The organism is Micromonospora sp. NBC_00330 (assembly GCF_036136635.1).
Classification (GTDB): Bacteria; Actinomycetota; Actinomycetes; order Mycobacteriales; family Micromonosporaceae; genus Micromonospora; species Micromonospora salmantinae.
On record NZ_CP108012.1, the window covers coordinates 4,905,608 to 4,929,752 of the forward strand.

General features: G+C 71.7%; 23 protein-coding genes. 9 read left to right on the forward strand and 14 right to left on the reverse strand.

Annotated features, from left to right (window positions below; translation table 11 throughout):
- Window positions 1-102 precede the first annotated feature (102 nt).
- On the forward strand, window positions 103-1,449 hold the full coding sequence (locus OG598_RS22115; protein ID WP_112601888.1) for an aspartate aminotransferase family protein: 1,347 nt from the start codon (window positions 103-105) through the stop codon (window positions 1,447-1,449).
- Between the two features lie 138 nt (window positions 1,450-1,587).
- Here OG598_RS22115 and OG598_RS22120 read toward each other — a convergent pair whose 3' ends face one another.
- Entirely contained in the window at window positions 1,588-1,956 is a 369-nt protein-coding gene (locus OG598_RS22120; RefSeq protein WP_091394110.1) for a DUF3499 domain-containing protein, read from the reverse strand.
- 153 nt (window positions 1,957-2,109) lie between these two features.
- Here OG598_RS22120 and OG598_RS22125 point away from each other — a divergent pair, with 153 nt between their 5' ends.
- A complete protein-coding gene (locus OG598_RS22125) occupies window positions 2,110-2,559 on the forward strand; it encodes a metallopeptidase family protein (protein WP_074316962.1) in 450 nt (149 codons plus the stop codon).
- Window positions 2,560-2,676: 117 nt separating this feature from the next.
- Here OG598_RS22125 and OG598_RS22130 read toward each other — a convergent pair whose 3' ends face one another.
- The 6 genes from OG598_RS22130 to OG598_RS22155 all read right to left on the reverse strand — a co-directional run bounded on the left by OG598_RS22130 (window position 2,677) and on the right by OG598_RS22155 (window position 9,422).
- Entirely contained in the window at window positions 2,677-2,934 is a 258-nt protein-coding gene (locus OG598_RS22130) for a WhiB family transcriptional regulator (RefSeq protein ID WP_007455784.1), read from the reverse strand.
- 458 nt (window positions 2,935-3,392) lie between these two features.
- Complete coding sequence (locus OG598_RS22135; RefSeq protein ID WP_328650892.1) at window positions 3,393-3,722, reverse strand: phospholipase; 330 nt, start codon at window positions 3,720-3,722, stop codon at window positions 3,393-3,395.
- A gap of 15 nt (window positions 3,723-3,737) precedes the next feature.
- Complete coding sequence (locus OG598_RS22140) at window positions 3,738-5,132, reverse strand: DUF4331 domain-containing protein (RefSeq protein ID WP_328650893.1); 1,395 nt, start codon at window positions 5,130-5,132, stop codon at window positions 3,738-3,740.
- Window positions 5,133-5,183: 51 nt separating this feature from the next.
- Window positions 5,184-5,462, reverse strand: a complete 279-nt coding sequence (locus tag OG598_RS22145) for a hypothetical protein (protein ID WP_328650894.1) — start codon at window positions 5,460-5,462, stop codon at window positions 5,184-5,186.
- Between the two features lie 162 nt (window positions 5,463-5,624).
- On the reverse strand, window positions 5,625-8,168 hold the full coding sequence (locus OG598_RS22150) for a bifunctional FO biosynthesis protein CofGH (RefSeq protein WP_328650895.1): 2,544 nt from the start codon (window positions 8,166-8,168) through the stop codon (window positions 5,625-5,627).
- Between the two features lie 255 nt (window positions 8,169-8,423).
- A complete protein-coding gene (locus OG598_RS22155; RefSeq protein WP_328650896.1) occupies window positions 8,424-9,422 on the reverse strand; it encodes a hypothetical protein in 999 nt (332 codons plus the stop codon).
- A gap of 98 nt (window positions 9,423-9,520) precedes the next feature.
- Between OG598_RS22155 and cofD the strand changes: the two genes are divergently transcribed.
- Window positions 9,521-10,468, forward strand: a complete 948-nt coding sequence (cofD, locus tag OG598_RS22160) for a 2-phospho-L-lactate transferase (RefSeq protein WP_328650897.1) — start codon at window positions 9,521-9,523, stop codon at window positions 10,466-10,468.
- The gene (locus OG598_RS22165; protein WP_328650898.1) at window positions 10,465-11,550 is read left to right on the forward strand and encodes a coenzyme F420-0:L-glutamate ligase; all 1,086 of its coding nucleotides are present in this window, start codon (window positions 10,465-10,467) and stop codon (window positions 11,548-11,550) included. Before cofD ends, OG598_RS22165 begins: the two co-directional genes overlap by 4 nt.
- A 30-nt stretch (window positions 11,551-11,580) precedes the next feature.
- On the opposite strand, the gene OG598_RS22170 is transcribed toward OG598_RS22165, so the two are convergent.
- Both OG598_RS22170 and OG598_RS22175 read right to left on the reverse strand, forming a co-directional pair.
- Window positions 11,581-12,573 (reverse strand): ArsR/SmtB family transcription factor, encoded by a 993-nt coding sequence (locus OG598_RS22170; protein ID WP_328650899.1) that lies wholly within the window; start codon window positions 12,571-12,573, stop codon window positions 11,581-11,583.
- 278 nt (window positions 12,574-12,851) lie between these two features.
- Complete coding sequence (locus OG598_RS22175; protein ID WP_328650900.1) at window positions 12,852-13,898, reverse strand: hypothetical protein; 1,047 nt, start codon at window positions 13,896-13,898, stop codon at window positions 12,852-12,854.
- A 39-nt stretch (window positions 13,899-13,937) separates the two neighbouring features.
- On the opposite strand from OG598_RS22175, the gene OG598_RS22180 reads away from it, so the two are divergent.
- Entirely contained in the window at window positions 13,938-14,555 is a 618-nt protein-coding gene (locus OG598_RS22180) for an NUDIX hydrolase (protein WP_328650901.1), read from the forward strand.
- Here the strand turns inward: OG598_RS22180 and OG598_RS22185 are convergent.
- Together OG598_RS22185 and OG598_RS22190 are read right to left on the reverse strand one after the other, a co-directional pair.
- Entirely contained in the window at window positions 14,524-15,615 is a 1,092-nt protein-coding gene (locus OG598_RS22185; RefSeq protein WP_328650902.1) for a mannose-1-phosphate guanylyltransferase, read from the reverse strand. The two genes, OG598_RS22180 and OG598_RS22185, sit on opposite strands and share 32 nt — an antisense overlap.
- A gap of 63 nt (window positions 15,616-15,678) precedes the next feature.
- Entirely contained in the window at window positions 15,679-16,824 is a 1,146-nt protein-coding gene (locus OG598_RS22190; protein ID WP_328650903.1) for a glycosyltransferase family 4 protein, read from the reverse strand.
- Window positions 16,825-16,977: 153 nt separating this feature from the next.
- Between OG598_RS22190 and OG598_RS22195 the strand changes: the two genes are divergently transcribed.
- The gene (locus OG598_RS22195) at window positions 16,978-17,667 is read left to right on the forward strand and encodes a TIGR03089 family protein (RefSeq protein WP_328650904.1); all 690 of its coding nucleotides are present in this window, start codon (window positions 16,978-16,980) and stop codon (window positions 17,665-17,667) included.
- 79 nt (window positions 17,668-17,746) lie between these two features.
- Here the strand turns inward: OG598_RS22195 and OG598_RS22200 are convergent, their stop codons facing one another.
- Together OG598_RS22200 and OG598_RS22205 are read right to left on the reverse strand one after the other, a co-directional pair.
- Window positions 17,747-19,756: an acetoacetate--CoA ligase gene (locus OG598_RS22200; protein WP_328650905.1), complete on the reverse strand. Its 2,010-nt coding sequence runs from the start codon at window positions 19,754-19,756 to the stop codon at window positions 17,747-17,749.
- Window positions 19,757-19,899: 143 nt separating this feature from the next.
- Window positions 19,900-20,418: an acyl-CoA thioesterase gene (locus OG598_RS22205; protein ID WP_091394150.1), complete on the reverse strand. Its 519-nt coding sequence runs from the start codon at window positions 20,416-20,418 to the stop codon at window positions 19,900-19,902.
- Between the two features lie 23 nt (window positions 20,419-20,441).
- Here OG598_RS22205 and OG598_RS22210 point away from each other — a divergent pair, with 23 nt between their 5' ends.
- Window positions 20,442-21,113 (forward strand): hypothetical protein, encoded by a 672-nt coding sequence (locus OG598_RS22210; protein WP_328650906.1) that lies wholly within the window; start codon window positions 20,442-20,444, stop codon window positions 21,111-21,113.
- Window positions 21,114-21,162: 49 nt separating this feature from the next.
- Here the strand turns inward: OG598_RS22210 and OG598_RS22215 are convergent, their stop codons facing one another.
- Window positions 21,163-22,455 carry a multidrug effflux MFS transporter gene (locus OG598_RS22215; protein WP_328650907.1) on the reverse strand — a complete coding sequence of 431 codons (1,293 nt, stop codon included), beginning with the start codon at window positions 22,453-22,455 and terminating at the stop codon, window positions 21,163-21,165.
- 308 nt (window positions 22,456-22,763) lie between these two features.
- On the opposite strand from OG598_RS22215, the gene OG598_RS22220 reads away from it, so the two are divergent.
- Window positions 22,764-23,315, forward strand: coding sequence for an RNA polymerase sigma factor (locus OG598_RS22220; protein WP_328650908.1), 552 nt, complete (start codon window positions 22,764-22,766; stop codon window positions 23,313-23,315).
- Window positions 23,312-24,115: a zf-HC2 domain-containing protein gene (locus OG598_RS22225; RefSeq protein WP_328650909.1), complete on the forward strand. Its 804-nt coding sequence runs from the start codon at window positions 23,312-23,314 to the stop codon at window positions 24,113-24,115. Before OG598_RS22220 ends, OG598_RS22225 begins: the two co-directional genes overlap by 4 nt.
- Window positions 24,116-24,145 lie beyond the last annotated feature (30 nt).

Genomic DNA, 24,145 nt, shown 5'->3' on the forward strand with positions numbered 1-24,145 from the left:
ACCGCCGATAACACTTGCTTCGGAGGTTGAGACTGTGCGATAACCGTTGGCAGAGCGGCCGGCCTCACCCCTTTGACCGGCCCGACGACCGATGGGGCTGACATGGCCAACGCCACCGACCACCTCTGGATGCACTTCACCCGGATGGCGAGCTACTCCGCCGGTGAGGTGCCGACCATCGTGCGCGGCGAGGGAGCGTACGTGTGGGACGCGCAGGGTCGCCGCTACCTGGACGGGCTCGCCGGGCTCTTCGTTGTCAACGCCGGCCACGGCCGCACCGAACTGGCCGAGGCCGCCGCCAAGCAGGCCGGCGAGCTGGCCTACTTCCCGCTCTGGTCCTACGCGCACCCGAAGGCCATCGAGCTTGCCGAGCGGATCGCCGCCCTCACCCCCGGCGACCTCAACCGGATCTTCTTCACCACCGGCGGCTCCGAGGCCGTCGAGGCGGCGTGGAAGCTGGCCCGCGCGTACTTCAAGCGCACCGGAAAGCCCAACAAGTACAAGGTGATCAGCCGGTACATCGCCTACCACGGCACCTCAATGGGCGCCCTGTCGATCACCGGCCTGCCCGGCATCAAGAGCGACTTCGAGCCACTGGTACCGGGCGCGATCAAGGTGCCGAACACGAACTTCTACCGGGCGCCCGAGCACGGCGACGATCCCGAGGCGTTCGGCCGCTGGGCCGCCGACGAGATCGGTCGGGCCATCGAGCGGGAGGGACCGGACACGGTCGCCGCGGTCTTCCTCGAGCCGGTCCAGAACTCCGGCGGGTGCTTCCCACCACCGCCCGGCTACTTCGAGCGGGTACGGGAGATCTGCGACGCGTACGACGTGCTGCTCGTCTCGGACGAGGTGATCTGCTCGTGGGGGCGGCTGGGCGAGTACTTCGGCGCGGTGCGCTACGGCTACCAGCCGGACATCATCACCACTGCCAAGGGCATCACCTCCGGCTACGCCCCGCTCGGCGCGATGATCGCCAGCGACCGGCTGATGGAACCGTTCCTCACCGAGACCGGCATGTTCGCCCACGGCGTGACCTTCGGTGGCCACCCGGTCTCCTGCGCGGTGGCCCTGGCCAACCTGGAGGTGTTCGCCCGCGAGGACCTGGTCGGGCACGTACGCGCCAACGAGGACGCCTTTCGGGCCACCCTGGAGAAGCTGTACGACCTACCGATCGTCGGCGACGTCCGCGGCGACGGCTACTTCTACGGCATTGAACTGGTCAAGGACAAGACCACCCGGGAGACCTTCACCGAGGCCGAGTCGGAGCGCCTTCTGCGCGGCTTCCTCTCGACCGCCCTGTTCCAGGCGGGCCTCTACTGCCGGGCCGACGACCGGGGCGACCCGGTCATCCAGCTGGCCCCACCCCTGATCGCCGAGCAGCAGCACTTCGACGAGATCGAGCAGATCCTCCGCACAGTCCTAACCGAAGCCTGGACCAAGCTCTAACCCCCACCCACCCCACCGCTGTTGATCAAGAGGTTTGCGTCAAAAACGCGCCGGCTGATGACCGAAACCTCTTGATCAACCCCGCGAAGGGGGCCGGGCCGGGAGGGCCGGGGGCCGGGGGCCGAGGCGGGAGCGGGGTTAGTGGTTGGGGGGGATTACTCGGAGGTGGCCTCGGCGGCCGGTTTGGTGCGGGTTCTCGGGACGGTTCTGGTCCGGCTCCGGGGGGCGGGGGGCCGGGCGGGCGGCTTCGCGGACCGCTTCGGCCAGCGCGACCAGGTCGTCAGTGGTGGGCGGCGGCGGCTCGAACTCGCCCTCGTGTCGGACGACGTCCCAGCCCCGCGGCGCGGTCAGGCTGCGGGCGTGCGGCTCACACAGGTCGTACGTGTGCGGCTCGGCGAACGCCGCCAGCGGCCCCACCACCGCTGTCGACTCGTTGTAGACATAGGTCAATGTGGCGACCGCTTGCCGGGGGCAGCCGTTACGGGAGCAGCGCCGTGGTGACCTCACGTGCGGCAGGGTATCTCCATTACCGGGTCCGGCGCATCGCTTCGCGTTGCGACACGCCCGTCATGGTGATCACAGTCGACCGTTCTGGGCGCGCCGCGCCACGGGAGCGGCGCTGCCGCTGACCAGCCCGACGCGGGCGCTACCCTTTGCCTCATGACGAGCCCGGAACACCGCCGCCCCGGCTCCGGCCGGCGTGCGCATCGTGACCGGCACGGGCGCGGCCTGCGGGGGCGGCTCGTTCCGGCCACCGTGCCGCTGGCGCGGACCAAGGCCGAGGTCTTCGACGACCTGGTCCTGGACACCGTCGAGACGCTGGAGCGTCGGTTCGCCAAGGAGCTGGCCGGGGTCGAGTTCGCGGTCGAGGACGTTCCGCCGGACCTGAACGTCTACGACTCGGACGTGCTGGAGGACGGCGAGGTCCCGTTGGCCCGGCTGCTGCCCGGCCGCCCGGGCCGGCAGGAGGTGCCGCCGCGGATCGTGCTGTACCGGCGGCCCCTGGAGTTCCGGGCGATGGACCGTGAGGACCTCGCCGATCTCGTCCATGACGTGATCATCGAACAGGTGGCGAATCTTCTCGGGGTAGACCCGGACGAGCTCGCCTGAGCCAACCCCCCGAGCGGAGAGTCGGGCGGCCCCCACCGCCTCGACCTCACACCGCTCAGGCGGCCCCCCGCCCAGACCTGCACCGCCCAGGCGGCCACTGCCTCGGCCTCGCACCGCTCAGGCGGCCCGCCGCTTCAACTTGCGCCGCTCCCGCTCGGAGAGCCCACCCCAGATGCCGAACCGCTCGTCGTGACCCAGTGCGTATTCGAGGCACTCGGTCTTGACCTCGCAACGCGAGCAGATTCGCTTCGCCTCGCGGGTCGAGCCGCCCTTCTCGGGAAAGAACGCCTCGGGGTCGGTCTGCGAGCACAACGCCCGCTCCTGCCACTCCGGCGCGTTTCCGAGCAGGTCGGCCACCTCAAGCTGGCCGTCCATCAAATGCCTCCTTGTCGCGCACCGGCGTCATCGCCGCTGCAACCCCCCACGCGAAAGGCGTGCTTGTCCGTCCGGTCCCGTTTTGTTGCGTTCCGTGCGAACAACCCCATTCAAATTACACGCGTGTAATGCGTGCGCCGTCAAGCCAAACTTGATAATGGAGTCGCCCTCCCGACACCCCCGGGCGGCCACTCGGGCCGTCCAGCCTCGCAACCTGCCCTATCGATTCAGACCCCGGCCGAGTAACGCCCTCTCCGGCGAGTTGCCCGACTTTTCTGCCGTGGCGCTTCTCCGACCAGTCGTCGAACGGACGGCACCAGAGACCTCCACCCCTAAGCTGATCTTGGTGGGGGACAGGTTAACGCGGTGCGGCGCAGACTGCCCGTCGAGCTGCGGACAGCACTCGCGCCCCGTCCACATTGTGGACGGGGCGCGGTGGTAAAACCGATGCGTCGAGGTCAGCCGGCGGCCCCGAAACCGCTGCTGGGCCAGGCAAACTCGGCTATCGCTCCACCATGGACAGAAATCGTGCCGGCGGGCGTACGGTCGTCCCACCAGACGGTATAAATTCCGCTCGGCAGATCGGGATAGACCGCACTGTGGAACGAGCCGTCCCGCACCCGACGCTCACGCACCGCCGAGTGGACCCGCCGGTCGTCGTCGCGACTGATCTCGATCTCCCGGCCGTGCAGATCCGGACCCGTGTAGACGATCAGGGCACCGGTGTCGCCGCCCAGATCGAGGACGACTGTCCCGGTCTCCGACGGCCCGTACGCGTGCTCGTGCATCCGCTCGCCCCCCGATCAGGTCGCCGCCGGCGGGTTGTTGAACCCGTCGTAGGGCGTACCCAGGTAGGGGAAGTTTCCGAGGAACGGCGCTGTCACGTCGGCGGCGCTCAGCCCCGGGGTGACAGCGGCGGCCGCGGCGTCCGGTTGGAACGTCTTGTCCACCAGCGGGACGGTGACCCCGGCGATGGCGCGCAACGCGATGCTGACCACGTCGTCGCCGACCCGCCGCCCGTTCGGGAACCCGGCCAGGTCGCCACCGAGCACCCCGAACCGGTCCGGACGTCTGGTCGGCGGGATCGCGGTGTTCAGTCGCAGCATGTCGGCCTGCACCTCACCGGTGGTGTTGGTGAAGCCGTCGATCAGCCCGGCCGGCACGCCGGTGAGCAGGATCGCCACCAGGTCGGCTCGGGCCTTCTTCGCCTTGGTGAGCTTGTCCAGGTTGGGGAAGACGTCCGGGTAGAGCGCCGGCAGCAACGCGGCCAGCTCCGGTTGCTCGACGAACTGGGCGAACCGCTTGTCCTCCGTCGGCGGCAGCGAGTTCCACAGGTCCTTCTTGGACATCGGCACGATGACCTCGTTGAACAGTGGATTGCCCAGCCGCGAGACCTGGGTGAACGGGCCGGTGCTGGTGTCCGCCCCACCCCGGTCGCCGAGCACCCGCACCTGCCGACGTGACGCCGACGTCCACACCCCGATCACCGACGCCCGATCGGCGGCACCGTACCGGTTGGCGCGCCGACGTACCCGCTCCAGCGGCACCTGCACCGCGATGCTGTGCACGTTCATCCGGTCGGTGGCGTTGACCGGCTCCCCCTCGGCCTTGAAGATCTTCTTCCCGGCGACGTGCAGTTGCTGGAACGGCCGCAGCGTGCCGAGGTCGAAGATCGCCCCGAGGTCGACGAAGAACCCGTCGGCGCGCTGCCCGGCGAAGACCCGCTCTCCTGTGGAGAGCGAGTAGGTGGCCTGCCGCACCAGGTCGGCGTACTTCGGGGTGGACAGCGGGCCGACGTTGCACGGCGGGCACTGCAGCTTGTGCGCCAGCCGGTGCTCGCGGCCGTCGGCCACCCGGGTCAGGCTGTAGAACTGCCGCCGGTTCCAGTTCTTGCTGTCCAGCGAATCGATCGGACCGGTGTTGTAGAGAAAACTGTTCGGGTTGGTGATCTCGGTGGTGAATTCGAACCGGTAGGTGACATCCGGACGACCGTCGCCGTCGTTGTCGATATGGATCTCGTACCGCACGTCGTCACCGAACTCGAAGAAGTTCGGGCCCCCGGAGGGGAGCTGCAACGGCACGTAGTTGGCGATCAACGTGACCGTGTCGCGTTTGTCGGGGCTGACGAACGCGTACAGGTCGGAGCTGTCGGCGACCGGATCCTTGGCTATCTCCGGGGCCTCGCGGTGGGAAGACATGACGGACCAACCTCACTGGGCGGGGACAGGATGGCGGGACGGAGGGACGGGTCAGCGCCGGGCGGCGCGCCGCAGCCGGTCCGCCAGGCCGCGGTCGCGTACCTCGATGCGCGTCTCACCGACGAAGACGTCCATCGTTCCGGAGGCGGCGTCACGCAGGTGCACGATGATCGGTTCGTCGGCTCGTCCGGCCGCGCCGGGGGCGTTCTGCGCGGCCGACAGGCCCGGCACTGTGAGCGCGGCGGCGCCGAGGGTGGCGCTGGCCGCGGCGGTCAACGTCTGCCGGCGGGTCAGTCGCGGCCACTGCCGCTTCCGCTGATCACTGGTCATGGGCAACCTTTCCGGCGGTGGCGCGAGCGCGCCCGCGGAGACGGACGGGTCCGGTGCCGTCTCGCGACGCCGCCGGGCCCCTGAGGGGACACCGGCGGCGGTCCTCGCCGCGACCGCCACCGGCATCGCGTGGTACGGCCGGTGGCGGAGAAAGGTTCGACGTCAGGGCCGGGCGTGACCGTACGCAGTCGACCGCTTGCGCGCCGGACGACCGGCGGCCTTCGCGATGGCCCGCAACTGCTCCTCGGTACGCGCCGAACCGTTGTCGGAGCCGGCCATTCGGGAGATGGTCTCCTCCATCAGGGTGCCGCCGAGGTCGTTGCAGCCGCCCTGGAGCATCGCGACGGTGCCCTCGTCACCCAGCTTCACCCAGGAGCACTGAATGTTGTCGATCCGGCCATGCAGCAGCAGCCGGGACATGGCGTGCACCACCCGGTTCTCCCGCCAGGTCGGGCCGGGTCGGGCGATACCCGCCAGATAGATCGGAGCATTCGTGTGCACGAACGGCAGCGCCACGAACTCGGTGAACCCGCCGGTGCGGTCCTGCACCCCGGCCAGCACCCGGAAGTGCGCCAGCCACTGCCCGGGGTGGTCGACGTGGCCGTACATCATCGTGGAGCTGGACCGGATGCCCAGCTCGTGGGCGGTGCTGACCACCTCGACCCAGGCGGCGGCCGGGAGCTTGCCCTTGGTCAGCACCCAGCGCACGTCGTCGTCGAGGATCTCCGCGGCGGTGCCCGGAATGGTGTCCAGCCCGGCCTCGCGGAGCTGGAGCAGCCACTCACGGACCGGCACTCCGGCCTTCGCTGCGGCGGTGACGATCTCCATGGGCGAGAACGCGTGCACGTGCATCTCGGGCACCCGAGCCTTGATCGCGCGCACGATGTCGGCGTACCCGGTGACCGGCATCTTCGGGTCGATGCCGCCCTGGAGGCACACCTCGCTGGCGCCGAGGGCCCACGCCTGCTCGGCTCGGTCCGCGACCTGCTCGACGGAGAGCCGGTACGCGTCGGCGTCCCGCTCACGCTGCGCGAACGCGCAGAATCGGCAGCCCACGTAGCAGACGTTGCTGAAGTTGATGTTGCGGTTGACCACGTAGGTGACGTCGTCGCCGACCGCCGCACGGCGCACGTCGTCGGCGAGGCGGCACAGCTCGTCGAGCGCCGGCCCGTCCGCGCCGAACAGCGCCAGCGCGGCATCGGTGTGCGCGGGATCGAGCAGCGCCGCCGGGTCGTCGGCGGCGAGCCGCAGCCCGGCCGCCAGGTCACGGTCCGCGCCAATCCCGGCCGGTGCCACGGGTACGCCCGTCCGGCGGGCTGTCGCCTCCGGGGTGACCTTGCCAGCGACCTCGGACCAGTCGCCGTAGACGCTGTCGAAGTCGCCGCGCCGGTCGTCGGTGCGGCCGGTGGTGTCGATGGTGGCGTGCAGGTCGACCCGCCCGCCGAACACCTCCTCCGGCTCCTGCCACGGTCGTCCCTGCGGCATCGCCGACTCGACCGCCATGCCCGTCGACGGATCGGCCAGGGCGCCGACGTGCGGCAGCAACCGTGGGTCGAGCCACGGGTCACCAGCGCGCACGTACTCGGGGTAGATCGTCAACCGCTCCCGCAGCGTGAACCCGGCCAGCTCGGTGTGCCGGGCCAACTCGTCGATCTGCGGCCAGGGGCGCTCCGGGTTGACGTGGTCGGGGGTGAGCGGGGAGACGCCACCCCAGTCGTCGATGCCGGCGCGCAGCAGCAGGTCGTACTCGCCGGCGATGAGGTTCGGCGGGGCCTGGATCCGGGCCTTCGGGCCGAGCAGCAGCCGGGCCACCGCCACAGTGGCGGCCAGGTCGTGCAGCTCCGCGTCGGGCATGCCGCGCATCGCCGTGTCCGGCTTGGCGCGGAAGTTCTGCACGATCACTTCCTGGAGGTGCCCGTACTCCCGGTGGGCGCGGCGGATCGCGAAGAGCGCGTCCACCCGTTCCGCCGGGGTCTCCCCGATGCCGATCAGGATGCCGGTGGTGAACGGCACCCCGACCCGGCCCGCGTCCTCGAGCACCCGCAACCGGACCGCCGGCTCCTTGTCCGGTGAGCCGAAGTGCGGGCCACCCGGCTCGGACCAGAGCCGGGTAGCTGTCGTCTCCAGCATCATGCCCATGCTCGGCGCTACCGGCTTGAGCCGTTGCAGCTCCGACCAGGACAGCACCCCGGGGTTGAGGTGCGGCAGCAGGCCGGTTTCCTCCAGCACCGCCACCGCACAGGCGCGCAGGTAGTCAAGGGTCGAGTCGTAACCGCGTTCGTCCAACCAGGTCCGGGCCGCCGGCCAGCGTTCCTCCGGCCGGTCGCCCAGGGTGAACAGTGCCTCCTTGCAGCCCTGCGCGGCACCGGCCCGAGCGATCGCGAGGACCTCGTCGCGGTCCAGGAACGGCGCCGGCAGCCGGTGCGGCACTGTCGCGAAGGTGCAGTAGTGGCAGCGGTCCCGGCAGAGCCGGGTCAGCGGAATGAAGACCTTCTTGGAGTACGTGACCACACCCGGCCGCCCGGCGTCGCGCAGCCCGGCGTCGCGGATTCCCCCGGCGAGCCGGAGCAGCTCGTCGAGCGCGTCGCCGCGAGCGGACAACAGCGCGGTCGCCTCGTCGACATCGAGCGCCCGCCCGTTCGCGGCCCGGCCCAGGGCTCGCCGCACGCTCGCATCGGTCGGGCCGGAGTGGGTGCGATCAACCATCCACTCACCCTATGCGCAGCCCGACGCGACCCAACCAGTCCCGGCCCGCACCGTGGGAAACGGCACTCAGCGATCACGGCAGCGCCTCACACGACGAACTCAGGCCGTTCACACCCCGAAGCTGGCAATCTTGGACACTTTCCGTCAGCGCGGAACGGAAAGTGTCCAAGATCTACCCTGCGTCGGCTCCTGCCCGCGTCGCCGACGCGGGCAGGAGCCAGCAGACGCATGGTTGGGCTGCTGATCGGGGCGGACTCAGCGGGGCTGGTCGGGGTGGTCGTTGGGCTTGATGTGCTGGGTGCGGTCGGCGTCCGGGTCGGCCGGGTGGGAAATGACCTCGGTCGGGTCGGCGGACTGGCGCGGGATCGCCTGAGTGGGGTCGGCCGACGGCGGCTGCCCAAACGGCGGCGGCGCGGCCGGGGACGGCTGCGTCGACTGGGAGGCGGGGTTCGCCGGCGGCGCGGACTGCGGCGCCTGGAACGGCGGCGTGGACTGCGGGAACGGCGGGGCCGACTGCGGGTGCGGCGGCGCGGACTGCGGGAACGGCGGGGCCGACTGCGGGGGCTGGAACGGCGGCGACTGCTGGCCGTACTGCCCGGCCTGCGGGTAACCACCCGGCTGACCGGCCTGCGGGTAACCACCAGGCTGGCCGGGAGCGGGCCATCCGCCCTGCGGCTGGCCGCCGGGCTGACCCGGAGCCGGCCAACCGCCCTGCTGCTGCGGCCAGCCCGGCTGGGGCTGGCCGTATACGCCCGGCTGCGGCTTGGCTCGCGGCACGTAGTAGTGGGCGCGCCAGATCGTGTAGACCACCCAGGCGGCGATCGCGAAGATCACCATCCAGGCGAACCGGGTGAGCACACCGAGCAGCGCGTCGAGCACCTCGGCCTCGGCCAGCCGGCCCACCGTCCAGATCAGCATGGTCAGCGTGCCGAACAGGGCGCTGACCGCGTACTCGACGACAGCTGCCTGCGTGATCAGCTTCGCCTTCGCCAACACCGGCGAGATGTGCGTGGCCAGCAGCACCGCCAGCAGTGGGAGGCCTACCGCCTCCACGCCGATGAACGCGTAGAAGGCGCTACCCGCGCGGTCGGTGAAGGAGCTGTAGTCGTTCGGGGCGATGAGCCGGAGCAGGCCCACGAAGAGGAACACGGCGTTGGCGCCAAGCAGCGCGAGCGCGGCGAGCTCCCGTAGTGGCTTGGTCAGCTGGCGGGCCTGCGTCGCGTCGGCGGACGCGGGCTCGGCGGGGCTGGTCACGAGCTCCCCCTCGGGGCATCAACGGACAGGGTGCACGTGAGCCTAGTCTCCCGGGCCACCCAGGGATCGGAGGCGTCACGTGCGCGAGGATGGTCGACATGCGCATCGTGGTTCTGGCCGGCGGCATCGGCGGCGCCCGGTTCCTGCTCGGGGTCCGGGCGTACGCCCGTGACGTCGGCGCGGAGGTGACCGCCGTTGTCAACGTCGGCGACGACCTGTGGTTGCACGGGTTGAAGATCTGCCCAGACTTGGACAGCGTCATGTACACCCTCGGCGGGGGCGCCGACCCGGAACGGGGCTGGGGTCGGGTCGGCGAGAGCTGGACTGTCAAACAGGAGTTGGCCGCGTACGGGGCGGAGCCGACCTGGTTCGGCCTCGGCGACAAGGACATCGCCACCCACCTGGTCCGCAGCACCATGCTCAACGGCGGTTACCCGTTGAGCGCGGTCACCGAGGCGCTGTCCAGCCGCTGGGAGCCGGGCGTACGCCTGTTACCGGCGACTGACGACCGCCTGGAGACCCATGCCGTGGTGGAGGACGACCAGGGTCAGCGGGCGATCCACTTCCAGGAGTGGTGGGTGCGGTACCGGGCCGACATCCCCACGCACCGTTTCGTGTTCGTCGGCGCGGAGACGGCGAAGCCGGCCCCGGGGGTGCTGGACGCGATCGCCTCGGCCGACCTGGTGCTGATCGCGCCGAGCAATCCGGTGGTGAGCGTCGCGCCGGTGCTGGCCGTACCGGGGCTGCGTGCGGCGGTGGCGGACGGCCCGGCGCCGGTGGTGGGTGTCTCCCCGATCATCGGTGGCGCGCCGGTCCGGGGCATGGCCGACCGCTGCCTGGCCGTGCTCGGTACGGAGTGCAGCGCGGCGGGGGTGGGTCGGCTCTACGGCGGCCGGGCGAGCGGCGGCCTGCTCGACGGTTGGCTGGTGGCCGAGGAGGACGCGGGCACTGTGGTGCCCGAGGTGACGGTCCGCGCGGTGCCGCTGCGGATGACCGACGAGGCGGCGACGGCGGCCATGGTCCGCGCCGCGGTGGAGTTGACGTGAGGTTGGAGATTCTGCCGGTGCTCGGCATCGGCCACGTGACCGAGGGTGACGACCTGGCCGCGGTGATCGCGACCGCCGCGCCGTGGCTGCGCAACGGCGACGTGCTGGTGGTGACCAGCAAGATCGTTTCCAAGGCGGAGGGGCGGCTCGTCAACGTGCCGGCGGACGGGCCGGAACGGCTGGCCGCCCGGGACGAGGTCCTGGCCGGTGAGACCGCCCGGGTGGTCGCCAGCCGGGGGGCGACCCGGATCGTGCAGACCCACCACGGTTTCGTCATGGCCTCGGCGGGGATCGACGCGTCGAACGTGGACAAGACCCAACTGGTGCTGCTGCCGGTCGACCCGGACGCCTCGGCGCGGGCTCTGCGGGACACCCTGCGGGAGCGCTACGACCTGGACCTGGCCGTGATCATCAGCGACACGATGGGTCGGCCCTGGCGCAACGGGCTCACCGACGTGGCGCTCGGGGTGGCCGGAATGCCGGCCATCCGCGACCACCGGGGCGAGGTCGACCCGTACGGCAACGAGTTGCAGTTGACCCAGATGGCAGTTGTGGACGAGCTGGCGGGTGCCGGCGAACTGATCAAGGGCAAGTGCGATCAGGTGCCCGTCGCTGTGGTGCGGGGCTACCTGCCGGCCACCAGCCCGGACGACGCCGGTGGCGCGCGGGCGCTGATCCGCGACGCGACACAGGACCTGTTCTCGCTCGGTACCGCCGAGGCACGCGCCGCCGGGCTCTCCGACGCCGCAACCCTGACCGACGGTCCCGGCCCGACGCCGGCCGACCTGACCGCGGTGCGACGGGCGATCGACGAGGTCGCCGGGCTGGTCGCCCCCGGCACGGTCTTCACGCTGGTCGACGAGGCCGAGGTACGCGCCGGTCTGGTCGCCGAGATGCCCGGGTGGCCGGACGGCGCCGACCTGCTGCTCGGCTCGGCACCGACGCCCGTCGAGCCGTTCGGTCTGGTCCGTTTCGGCGCCGACCTGCACCGGCTGCGCGTCGCCCTGGCCGCCCAGGGCGTCGGGTCGACACTGTTGCCGCCACCGCCCGGCAGCCCGGCGAGCGCCGCGCTCGCCCTGTAGAACCGCTCTCGGCCGGTGTGAACGGCCGGGTCACGCGTCCAGCATGGCCCGGCCCAGCGGGGTCAACGTGTGCAGCACGCTGTTGCGTTCGCGGTGGCTGACCAGCAGACCAGCGTTGCGCAGCACCGTGGCGTGCTGGCTCGCCGCCGCCGGTGAGATGCTGAGCTGGCGGGCGACTTCCCCTGTGGTGCAGCCCTCGTCGCTGGCCTGCAACACCGCCGCCCTGGTGCGGCCCAGCAGCGCGGCGAGTGATTCGCGGGCAGCACCGGACGCGGCACCGGCGTCGGCGGGGACCAGCGCGCCCAGCCGGTCCACCGGGTAGACCAGCACCGGTGGCAGCGCTGGGTCGAGCAGTGCGACAGGGGTGGCCGCGCAGAAGAACGACGGCACCAGCAGCAGCCCACGGCCGTCCAGGTGCAGCTCCCGGCTGTGCGGGTAGCTGCGGACCTCCAGCACCCCGCTCTCCCAGCGCATCGCCGGCCGGAGGCTGGTGAGCAGGCCCTCGACGCCGCCGTCGAGCAGCGCCCGCGCCCGCCGCGTGCGGTCCGCCGCAACCGCGGCCTGGATCCGGCTCCAGTACGGGCCGATCGCCAACGACCGGTACTGCTCCATCGACTCGGCCAGGTGGTGCAGTGCCGACACCTCACCGCGAGCGAGCGCGGCCGCCGAGGAGGGAAGCTGATTCTCGGCGGCCAGCACGCTCAGGTCCCGGTGCAGCAACTCGGTGGGGGTACGGCGCAGCGCGTCCAGCCCGGCCTCGAAGCCCTCGACGCTGGCGTACGGGGTGAGGAAGTCGGGGAAGTAGCCACGCGGCGGGTTCAACGCGAAGAGCAGGCGGAGCTGCTCGGAGGCGGAGTCCTGGCGCAGATCCCGGGCCACGCTGCGCCGCCAGTTGGCGGTCAGCGGATCGCGGGTGCGGCCGCGCAGCACGTGCAGGCTGAGGACCAGCTCCCAGACCGGGTCCGCCGCCGGCGCCACCCGGGTTCGGAGGATGTCCTCCCCAGAAAAGTGGATCTTCAGCATGGAGCGCTCCTGTGTCGCCGACAGGGGGATGCCGGATGACCGTTCGACTCTACCTGGCCGGCAGTAATCTCCATCTTTAAGCCTGGACTGAAAAACCTCGACGCCTCCGGGGCCGGTTGGGCATGCTTCCCATGCCCGAACACGGCGCCGCGCGTCCTCGACGCCCGTGCTGCCGGGGCACCGGGACCGGGGAGGCCCCGGTGATCGGACGGCACCACGAGGGTCTGCGGCCCTTGCTCCGCAGAGGTGCCGTCCGGTCATCCCACCCCCGCGCCGGCTCAGCCGACCCAGAGCGCGACCCGATGGTCCTCGTCCGTGACGTAGAACGACACCCCGTCCAGCTCCGCCACTCCCTCGACGTGGTGAAACGGGGCCAGGTCCGCCACCTGCTCCCCGACGAGCCGCCGCCCGTCGCCCGCCTCGCCACCGGTGAGCCGAAAGCGGACGTGCCGGGAGGTGACAGCACCCCCACCCGGATGGTCGTCGAGCAGGACCGACCCCTTGCCCAACGCGTCGATCGAGCCGATCACGGCCGCGTACCCACCGTCCACCGTCGGGGTGATCGCGCGGAAGCCGGTCAGCTGCCCCGGTGGAGTGACAGCCGTCAGCACGTACGCGCCCAACGCCCGCGGCCATGTCCGCTCGGCCGTGAACATGCCCGGCACACCGGCCACCTCGACCAGGATCGGCTCACCGGCGTCGGTGACCGGAAAACGCAGCCCAAGCAGCACCGTCCCGGCCGGGGTGAACGCCGCGGCCTCCACGTTCAACGGCAGGTCGCCCGGGGCCAACCGGCTCACCCAGCTCTTCTCCCGGACGGTCCCCCGCGCTAGCGTCTCCACGATGAACCGCTCCCGCACCCGCTCCCCCGCCGGCAGGAGGGTCAGCGGGGCTGCGGCGAGAGCGTCGTTCACCGCCCGGTGCAGTCGAAACGAGTTGCGCACCACGTGCACGGGCACCGGCCCGGCCGCCGCGTCGTCCTCGCGGAACCGGGCCACGAAGGCGCGCCGAGGTCGCAGCGGGCCGGCCTTCGAGCCGAAGTGGGAGCCGAAGACGTACACCCAGCCGTCGTGGTGGGCGAGCGCCTCACCGTCCTCGGTCCGCCCGTTCTCCGCACCGGCATCCGCCCGCACGTGCACTGCCGTCCACTCCCCGTCGTCGCGCTCCAGCAGCAGCGCGAGGCAGCGCTCCACCGGCCCCTCGTCCAGGACCGTCCAGAAGCCCCGCCGGGCGGCGTACGCGTGCAGCAGCGCCGCCGACCGCACCGGCAGCAGATCGCTGGCCTCGTTGCCGGCCACCACGAATTCGACGAGTCGCATTGTCACCGAGCCAGCGTACGGAGCACGCGCTCGTACAGTGGCGGGGTGCCCGACACCGTGATTACCGGCCCGACCGCCCAGACGACCGACCCCGAGGCGTACAAGGCGCTGCACGCCGACGCCACCGCGTTGCTGGAAGGCTGGCAGCCCACCAGCCCGGACGCGGCCAGCGCGCGGGACCGGACCCTCGCGCTGCTCGCCGCCGGCCCGGTCGCGATGAGCCGGCAGCACCGGCCCGGGCACGTCACCGCCAGCGCGTTGGTGTTGGACTCCACCGGCTCCCGGGTGCTGCTCTGCCTGCACGTCAAGTTCGGGCGTTGGGTGCAGCTCGGCGGGCACTGCGAGCCGGTCGACCGGACCCTGGTCGCCGCCGCGCTCCGCGAGGCCACCGAGGAGTCGGGGATCGCCGGCCTGCGCATCGACCCGGTGCCGATCGACGTGGACGTGCACCAGGTGCAGTGTCAGGGCGGCTCGGCGCACTACGACGTCCGATTCGCGGTGATCGCCCCGCCCTCGGCTGTGGAGCAGGTCAGCGACGAGGCCGAGGAGCTGGGCTGGTTCCCACCGGACCAGCTGCCCGAGCCGCTGGCCGGCGGGACCGTCCAACTGATCGCACCGGGCCTCGCCGCCCTCAGACGTAGCCCTCTTCGCCTCGCTCCTTGAGCTCGTCGACCAGGGATTTGACGTCCTGCGCCCGGTCGCGCGGGCAGACCAGCACCGCGTCCGGGGTGTCCACCACGATCAGGTCGCGCAGACCGAGCACTGCCACCAACCGACCCGACTGCGGGACGACCACGAGGTTGCTGCTGTCGCGCAGCAGCACACCCGGCTTGGCCTCCGTGCCGAGCACCACGTTGCCCGAGTCGTCGGCCGGCAGCACGTCGCCCAGGGTGTGGAAGTCACCGACGTCGTTCCAACCGAAGTCACCCGGCACCGTCGCGACTCGACCCGCAGTGGCCGCGCCCTCCATCACCGCGTAGTCGACGGAGATCTTCGGCAGGGTCGGCCAGATCGCGCCCAGGACGTCGTCCTGCTCCGGGGTGCCCCAGGCGGCGGCGATCGCGGCGACGCCGGCGTGCAGCGCCGGCTGCTGGCGGGCCAGCTCGGCGAGGAAGACGTCCACCCGCCACACGAACATGCTGGCGTTCCACAGGTGCCGGCCCGAACGGACGTACGCCTCGGCGACCTCGGCGGCGGGCTTCTCCTTGAACTCGGCCACCGGCCGCCACGGCACACCCTCGGTCGGATCGCCGGTCTCCAGGTAGCCGTAGCCGGTCTCCGCACGGGTCGGAGTGATACCGACGGTCATCAGCATGCCCTGCTCGGCCCCGCGGACCGCCTCCTGGACCGTGCAGACCCAGCTGTCCGGGTCGCGGATGAGGTGGTCGGCCGCGAAGCTGCCCATCACCGCGTTCGGGTCACGCGTCGCGATCACCGCGGCGGCCAACGCGATCGCCGCGCAGGAATCCCGGGGGGAGGGCTCGACCAGGATGTTCTCCTCCGGCAGCACTGTCAGCTGCCGTGCCACCGCCGCGACGTGCGCCGCACCGGTGACCACAAGGGTCCGATCCGGTGTGGTCAGCGGCGCGAGCCGTTCGACTGTCGCCTGGAGTAGCGAGGCGCTGGTGCCGGTCAGCGGGTGGAGGAACTTGGGATGGCCGGCGCGGGACAACGGCCACAACCTCGTGCCACTGCCACCTGCCGGAATGACCGCATAGAGCATCCGCACATCATGCCCGACGTACCTGCCCAAAGTGGCACGGGTCACCCGCAGCGGCGCGAAGGATCAGGAACGGGCGCGACTCCACGCCGCGATGTGCACCTCGGCGCTGGACTCCCAGGTGAACTCCTTGGCCCGGTCGAACCCCGCCTTCGCCAGCGACAACCGCCGCTGCTCGTCGTCGAGCAGGGCGGCCAGGTCGATGCCGATCTGCTCCGGGTCCTCCGAGGTGTACGCGACCGCGTCGCCGCCCACCTCGGGCAGCGAGAGCCGGGGTGTGGTCAGCACCGGGGCGGCGCACGCCATCGCCTCCAGGATCGGCAGCCCGAACCCCTCGCCGTAGGACGGGTACGCGGCGACCAGGGCTCCGCCGAGGAAACCCGGCAGGTCGGCGTAGCGCAGGTAGCCGGGGCGCAGCAGACGCAGGTGCGAGGGCACCTCGGCGACCGCCCGGTCGATGTCTTCGTCGTGCCCCTGCCCACCGGCGATCACCAGGGCCGGCGGGTCGACCCGGTCAGCCACCGCCCGCGCCCACCCACGGATCAGGTTGGGCACGTTCTTCCGAGGCTCCTTGGCGCCGAGGAAGGCGACGTAGCTGCTGTTGCCCAGCCCCAGACGCGCACGTACCCGAGCCTTCTCCTCCTCGGTGGGAGCGTGGAAGGCAGCCTGGTCGACGCCGTGGTACGCCACGTCGATCCGCGTCGGGTCGGCGTCGAGCAGCCGGATCAGCTCGTCCCGGGTGGCCTTGCTGGGCACGATCACCCGGTTGGCGCGGCGCAACGAGGTCTTGATGGCGCTGCGGAAGAACGTGCGGCGCGACTTGTCGTAATGCTCCGGCTCGGTGAAGAACGTCGCATCGTGCACGGTGACCGTGACCGGACACCCGGCCCGCAGCGGGCAGGTGTAGAAGGGCGAGTGCAGCACCTCTGCGCCCACCTGCTGGGCGAGCAGCGGCAGGCCGGTCTGCTCCCAGGCGAGCCGGGCCGGACGGTGTGCCACGGCGGCCGGGGCCGGGATGATCTCCGCGCCCGGCAGCATGCGGGTGTACCGCTCCAGATCGGTGCGGAGACTGACCACCGCCAGCTCCACCCCCGACCCGCACACCTTGCCGAGGGCACCGAGCAGACCGTCGACGTATCGACCGACACCACCACGGTCGGTGGGGACACTCGTGGCGTCGATGAGCACGCGGGGCGGGCGACCGGCGGTCACGGGGCGACTCCTTGTATGGCGGGCCTGTGGGGAACAACACTCCGGGGGTAAAGCCTACGCCGGGGCGCGGGGCCGACGCTGACTGCGACCCGACGGTACGCCGACTTGTCATCGTCATCGAGTACGGCCCGCACTGGCGTATCGTTCGCGCCGATGGCCGACAACATTGCCCGGGTGTTCGCCGACGCGATCGCGACCGACCCGACCCGACCGCTGCTGACCTGGTACGACGACGCCACCGGCGACCGCACCGAACTCTCCGGCGTCACATTGGCGAACTGGGTGGCGAAGACCGCCAACCTCCTCGTCGACGAGGTCGGCCTCGCGCCGGGCACCCCGGCCGGCGTGCTGCTGCCGCCACACTGGCAGACCGCGGCGGTGCTGCTGGCCTGCTGGTCGGCCAAGCTGAGCGTCGTCGACACGCCGGGCGACGTGGGGGTGCTCTTCGCCGCCGCCGACCAGTTCGACGAGGCGCAGTCCTGGTCCGCCGACGAGCGGTACGCCCTCGGGTTGGCCACGCTCGCCGCCCCGCTTCGGCAGGTGCCGCCCGGGTTCGCCGACTACGTCGTCGAGGTACGCGGACACGGTGACCACTTCACGCCGCAATCCGGCAGTGGGCCCACCGACGCGCACCTGCTGAGTCGTGCCGAGGCCCGCGCCACCGAATTGGGCATCGAGCCCGGCGCGCGGGTCCTGGTCGACGCCACCCGCTACCCCGACCCGGTCGACTGGCTGCTGGCCCCGCTGACCCGGGCCGCCACAGTCGTCCTCTGCGCCAACCAGGACCCCGCCCGCCTGACCAGCCGCCAAGCCACCGAAAAGGTCACCCACACCCTCCCGTGACCCGCCCGCCGCGCCCCGGTTGGCCTTGGGGTCGGTCGAGCCGGGGGCGGGGGCCGGGGCCTGACGGCCGGGGGGACTGTCAGGCGGGGGTGCTGTCGGTGGCTCGGCGTTGGGCCAGGGCGGCGAAGGCGGTGAGGGATTCGGGGTTCACCAGGGCACCCTTGGCCGCCGCCTGGTCCACCGGGGTGCCGGTAAGGATCTTCTTGACCGGCACCTCCAGCTTCTTCGCCGAGAGGGTGCGGGGCACCGAACGCACCTGGTGGATCTCGTCGGGCACGTGCCGAGGTGAGAGCGCCGTGCGCAGTTCACGGCAGATCTTCGCGCGCATCGGGTCGTCCAACTCCAGACTCTCGGCCAACACCACGAAGAGCAGCAGCTCACCGGCGCCGCCCTCGTCGTCCTCCAGGTGCACGACGACCGAGTCGATCACCTCGTCGAGCCCTTCCACGACCGAGTAGAACTCGGCGGTGCCGAGTCGCACGCCACCACGGTTGAGGGTGGCGTCGGAGCGGCCGGTGATCACGCAGCCACCCCGCTCGTTGATGGTGATCCAGTCACCGTGCCGCCAGACGCCCGGGTAGACGCCGAAGTACGCCTCCGAGTAACGGGTGCCGTCGGGGTCGTTCCAGAAGCCCACCGGCATGCTCGGCATCGGTTCGGTGATCACCAGCTCGCCGAGCTCGCCGATGACCGGCGTGCCGTCGGCGGAACGGGCCTCCACCTTGGCGCCCAACGCCCGGCAGGCGATCTCACCGGCGTACACCGGCAGCAGCGGCACCCCGCCGACGAAACCTGTGCACACGTCGGTGCCACCGGAGAGCGACTGGAGCTGGACGTGGTCGCCGACGGTCTCGTACACCCAGCGGAAGCCCTCGGCGGGCAGCGGCGCACCTGTGGAACCTACGCCGCGCAGCGCCGACAGATCGGCGACCTCGCGGGGGACCAACCCGGCCTTACGGCAGGCCAGCAGGTACGGCGCGGAGGTGCCGAAGTACGTCGTCCCGGTCTCCGCAGCCAGCCGCCACAGCCCGCCAAGGTCGGGCTCGGCCGGCCGGCCCGGCTCCGCCCGGACCCCCGGGTTGCCGTCGAAGAGCACGATGGCCGCCCCCACCGCCGGGCCGGAGACCAGGAAGTTCCACATCATCCAGCCGGTGGTGGTGAACCAGAAGAACCGGTCGGCCGGGCCCAGATCGTGGTGCAGGGCGAGCATCTTCAGGTGCTCCAGCAGGATGCCGCCGTGGCCGTGCACGATCGGCTTCGGCAGCCCGGTGGTGCCCGACGAGTACAGCACGTAGAGCGGGTGGTCGAACGGCACCGGCGTGAACGTCAACGGCTCGTCGGTGGGCGCGGCCAGCTCGGCCCAGCCCAGCGCGCCCTCGGGCGCGGGGCCCGTCGGGTCGAGGTAGCCGATGCTGACGGTGTGGCGCAGCGACGGCAGGGCGGCCCGGATCGCGGCGACCTCGGCACGCCGGTCCACCGGCTTGTCGCCGTACCGGTAGCCGTCCACGGCGACCAGCACCGTCGGTTCGATCTGCTGCCAACGGTCGGTGACGCTACGGGTGCCGAACTCGGGCGCGCAGGACGAGAAGATCGCGCCCAGGCTGGCGGTGGCCAGCAGCAGGACGTACGTCTCGGCGATGTTCGGGGCGTACGCCGCCACCCGGTCACCGGCGGTGACGCCGAGCCGACGCAGCCCGGCCGACACCCGGCGGACCTGCTCGCGCAGCTCAGCGGCTGTCAACGTGACCGGCGGACGGGTCTGCCCGTGGGAGATCACCACCGGGTCGTCGTCGGCCCGCCCCGGCATCCGCAGCACGTTCTCCGCGTAGTTGAGCGTGGCGTCGGGGAACCAACGGGCGCCGGGCATGCCCCGCTCGGCCAGCGTGGCGGTCGGCGGGGTGTGCGCGATCACCTCGAAGTGGTCCCAGATCGAGCGCCAGAACCCGTCCAGATCGGTGGTGGACCAGCGCCACAGCGCGTCGTAGTCGGCGAAGTCCAACCCGCGGTGCTCCCGCAGCCAGCGCAGGTAGGCACCGATCCGGGACCGCTCACGTACGTCCGCCGGCGGCGCCCACAGCATGTCACCCACTGCTCCACCCTCCCCCTGGCCCGACACGACACTGTGACTGGGCCGTGGCGCCATCTTGCCCTACCTCGAAGCGCCATTCTGCGCACCGGGTAGGCCGACCGACGCGTGCCCGTCCCACACTCCAACCCGCCACCTCATGTGGGTCAGCCGGCGCGGTGAGCCTGGATGGCACGGCGGCGGGCGAGGCGGTGCGCGCGGCGGATCTCCGCCTCCTTGTACCGGCGCTCGTCCTCCGCCGTCTCCGGCAGCACCGGGCGGACCGCGCGCGGCGCCCCACCCACGTCCACGCCGACGAACACCAGGTACGCGGTGGCCACCCGGACCGGCGCGTCCTCGGCCGAGTCCCACCGTTCGGCGACCACCCGCACGCCCACCTCCATGGAGGTCTGGCCGGTCCAGTTCACCTGGGCGTGCGCGTGCACCAGGTCACCGACCCGGACCGCCTCCGAGAAGACGATCTCGTCGATCGCCGCGGTCACCGCGGTCCCTCCGCTGTGTCGGGCGGCAGCGGCCCCGGCCACGTCGTCGACGAACTTCATCAGAACCCCGCCGTGCACGGTGCCGTAGAGGTTGACGTCCACCGCGGTCATGATCTTGCTGAGAGTGACGCGTGAGTACGACGTCGGCTTGCCGGTTGGAGCGGCGGAGAGGTGCTCAGTCATGTCGAAAACGGTACGGTGCGCGGATGCGACATCTCTGGAGCTTCCTCGCCGGGCTGGTGGTGGCGCCCATCACCTGGGTGCTGGTCACACTGGGGCAGGACGGGTCGAGCCGGACGGTCGACCGCTGGGTGGAGATCGGCACGTTCAACACCGCCAACCTGATCGAGCCGGCCGTGTACCTCGGTGTCGGCGGTGTCCTGCTGGGCCTGCTCGGCACGCTGCGCTTCTCGCCGCTGGGCCCGTTGGTGGCCGGTGCGCTGCTGGTCACCCCGTACGTCGGGATGTTCGTGGCGCCCTTCTCGGTGCGGAACGCGATCCCGCACGAGTGGAAGGTGTTCGGCGATCCTCTGCCGCTGCGACTGCCAGTGGAGAACGGCACGCTCTTCCTGCTCGGCCTGCTGCTGCTGATGGCGACCTTCAGCCAGCAGCGTTGGCGGCAGTGGCCGAGCCCGGCGACCGAACCGGCCGTAACGCCCACCCCCGCGTCGGACGGCGGCCCCCGCAGCGACGACTTCACGTTGACCGACTGGCCGGCCCCCGCACCTGCGGAGCGCGACACCGCGCCCCTCACTCTGGGTTACCCGGCGGACTCGACACCGACCGACCCGCTGCCCCGCCGGGTGGGTGGCGAATCACCCTGGTCCGCCCCACCGCGCGGCCAACCGCGCCCCGAGGACACCACCGAGATCCGCTGATCATCGGGGCGGGCCGGTGAACCGGCCCGCCCCTTTCGTCTCTTCCGGCCTAGTGAAGCGCGACCGCCAGATCCCTGTCGACGGTGCCGAGGCTGGCGCGGGGCACCACGAGGAGCATGACGATCAGCGCGGCGGCCATGCCGCCCGCGATGACGATCGCCATCGGTACGCTCCCGGTGCCGAACAGACCGGCCAGTGGCGCCGACACCGCGCCGATGCCGAACTGCACCGCGCCGAGCAGCGCCGCGGCGGTGCCAGCGGCCTCGCTGTGCCGGCTCATGGCCAGCGCCGGCGCGTTCGGCAGGGCCAGGCCGGCGGCGGCCAGGACCAGCCACAGTGACGCGAGCAGGGCGCCCAGGCCACCGATGCCGGTCGCCGCGAACATGACCAGCAGCAGGCCGGCCGCCGTTCCGGCGATCAGGGCGCTGACCAGGATCTGCTGCGGGGTGTAGCGGCGCAGCAGCCGAACGTTGAACTGGGTGGCCCCGATGAGGCCCACCGCGCCGGCCCCGAAGGCGATGCCGAACTGCTGCTCGTCGAGGCCGTACTCCTGCTGGAGCACGAACGACGAACCCGAGACGTACGCGAACAGGGCCGCCATCGCCAGCCCGGCGACCAGCACCAGGCCGACGAACGCCCGGTCGTGGACCAAGCCCCGGTAGTCGCGCAGGGTGGCGCGCACCCCGCCGTGCCGCCGACGCGCCACCGGAAGGGTCTCCGGCAGCCGGAGAGCGGCCACGACGATCAGCAGCGCGCCCAGCACCGCCAGCGCCGCGAAGACGCCCCGCCAGTCGGTCCAGCTCAGCAGGCCGCTGCCCAAGGTCGGCGCGAGGATGGGCGCCAGGCCCATGACGAGCATCAGCCGGGAGAAGATCCGGGCGAACGAGGCGCCGCTGAACAGGTCGCGGACCACTGCCGTCGCGACCACTGTGGCGGCGGCGACACCGAGACCCTGGAGTACGCGCAGCCCACCGAGCACCGCGATGTTGGGTGCGAAGACGCACAGCACGGAGGCCACGATGTGCGCGGCCAGCCCGGCCAGCAGCGGCACCCGCCGCCCGACCACGTCGGAGAGCGGCCCGATCAGCAACTGGCCCAGCGCGAGGCCGACCAGCGTGCCGGTCAGCGTCAACTGCACGGCGGTCTCGGTGGTCTCCAGGCCCGCCGTGATGGCGGGTAGCGCGGGCAGGTACATGTCGATGGTCAACGGCCCGATCGCGATCAACGCGCCCAGCACGAGGACGAGTTGCGCCCGCTGACGGTTGGTCATCAGGTCGCCGGGCAGCACTTCTTGCGCGACGGCGGAATCGCGTCCGGTCTTCTCCACCAACTGCTTCATCATCTCGATCTCTCTGCGGGGCGCGTCGTCACGAGCGGCGGCGCGGGGCGTCACCGGGACCGCGTGGACGTGGCGGCACGGTGTGGGATGCCCGACGGTGGGCAGCGTGGACGTGACGAGGCAGGGGTCGTGGCGGGGGCGGCCGGATGGAGCGATGATCCGAGGGTGATCCTCTCGCTCGGCAACACCGCGGCGACGGTTGACGTTCCCGGTGTGTGGGGAGTCACCCCCGCCACGCCCGCCGGGTCCAATGTGACAGGGGTCACAGCAGAATCAGAACCGGGGCCGGGGTACGCGTCGTCTTGCCTGGTGTGAAACGAAGTCTGGACGGGCTCGACGAGGGCGAACTTCTTCGCCGCGTCGCCCGGGGCGACCGGCGCGCGTTCGACGCGCTGTACCGGCGCACCGCCCCGTGGTTGACAGCGCGACTGCGCCGGCGCTGCGCCGACGAGGACGTGGTGGCCGAGGTGTTGCAGGAGACGTACCTGGCGGTCTGGCGGTCGGCCGGCAGCCAGGCGCAGTCCTCCACCTCCGGCAGCGCGGTGGGCTGGTTGTGGACGATCGCCGCGCACCGGCTGATCGACGCGTTCCGCCACCGCGCCCGACGGGAACGGGTCCCGTCGGTGCAGACCTTCGAGGCAGTGGCACCGGCGGCCGAGGACGAGGCGCTGGCCGGCGGGATGGACGCCAACCTGGAGCGTGCCCTGCACGAGCTACCGCCGGAACTCCGTCAGGTGCTGCGTTCGATGGTCCTCGACGGGTTGACCGCGCGGGAGACCGCTCTGCTGCTCGGCATGCCGGAGGGGACCGTGAAGACAAGGGCCCGGCGGGCCCGAATCGCCCTCCGGGAGGCGCTGTCATGACCACTCACCCGACGCCCACAGTCATCTCCCAGTACGCCTCCGGTGCTGCCGGCGTCGACGACACGACCATCTGGGCGGTCGAGGCGCACCTGGAGACCTGCGCCGGCTGCCGAGCGGTGCTCACGGACGCCGTCGACCCGGGCACCCGGGACCTGCTGGACCGGGTGGCCGACGGGATCGCCACCGGAATCGCCACCGGCCCGCCTCCGGTACGCCGCCGCCGGCTGCTGCGTACCGGGGTCGCCGCCCGGGTGCTGCCCTGGCTGGCCACCGCCACCGGGTTGATGCTGGCCGCGGCCCTGTTCGAGTGGACGTTCAACAGTCTGCCGTCGCTGGTGCTGCTGATCGCGCCGGTGGCGCCGCTGCTGCCGGTCGCCGCGGTCTGGAGCCGGCGCCTCGACCCGGCCTGGGAACTGACTGCCACCATGCCCCGCACCGGCCTGCCGCTGCTGATGCGCCGCACGTTGGGGGTGCTGTCGGCGGTCATACCGGTGCTGGCGGTGGCGGGCCTCGTCACCGGGCACTCCCCCGGCCTCTGGTTGCTGCCCGCCCTGGGGTTCACCGCCGGCGCGTTGGCGCTGGGCACCGTGGTGGGGGTCGACCGCGCCGCACTCGCGTTGACCGTCGCCTGGTCCGCCGGTGTGGTCGGGCCGAGCCTCGCCGACGGGCACCTTCCGACGATCCTCACCGGCCGCAGCCTGCCGGGGTGGGCGCTCGCCACTGTGGCGTCGACGGCCGTCGTCCTCGTTCGAGCGTGGCGACGGCCGCACGAACCGCACCAGAACCCTCTGCACCGATGACGACATCGAGCCACTGCCGAATGGAGAGAT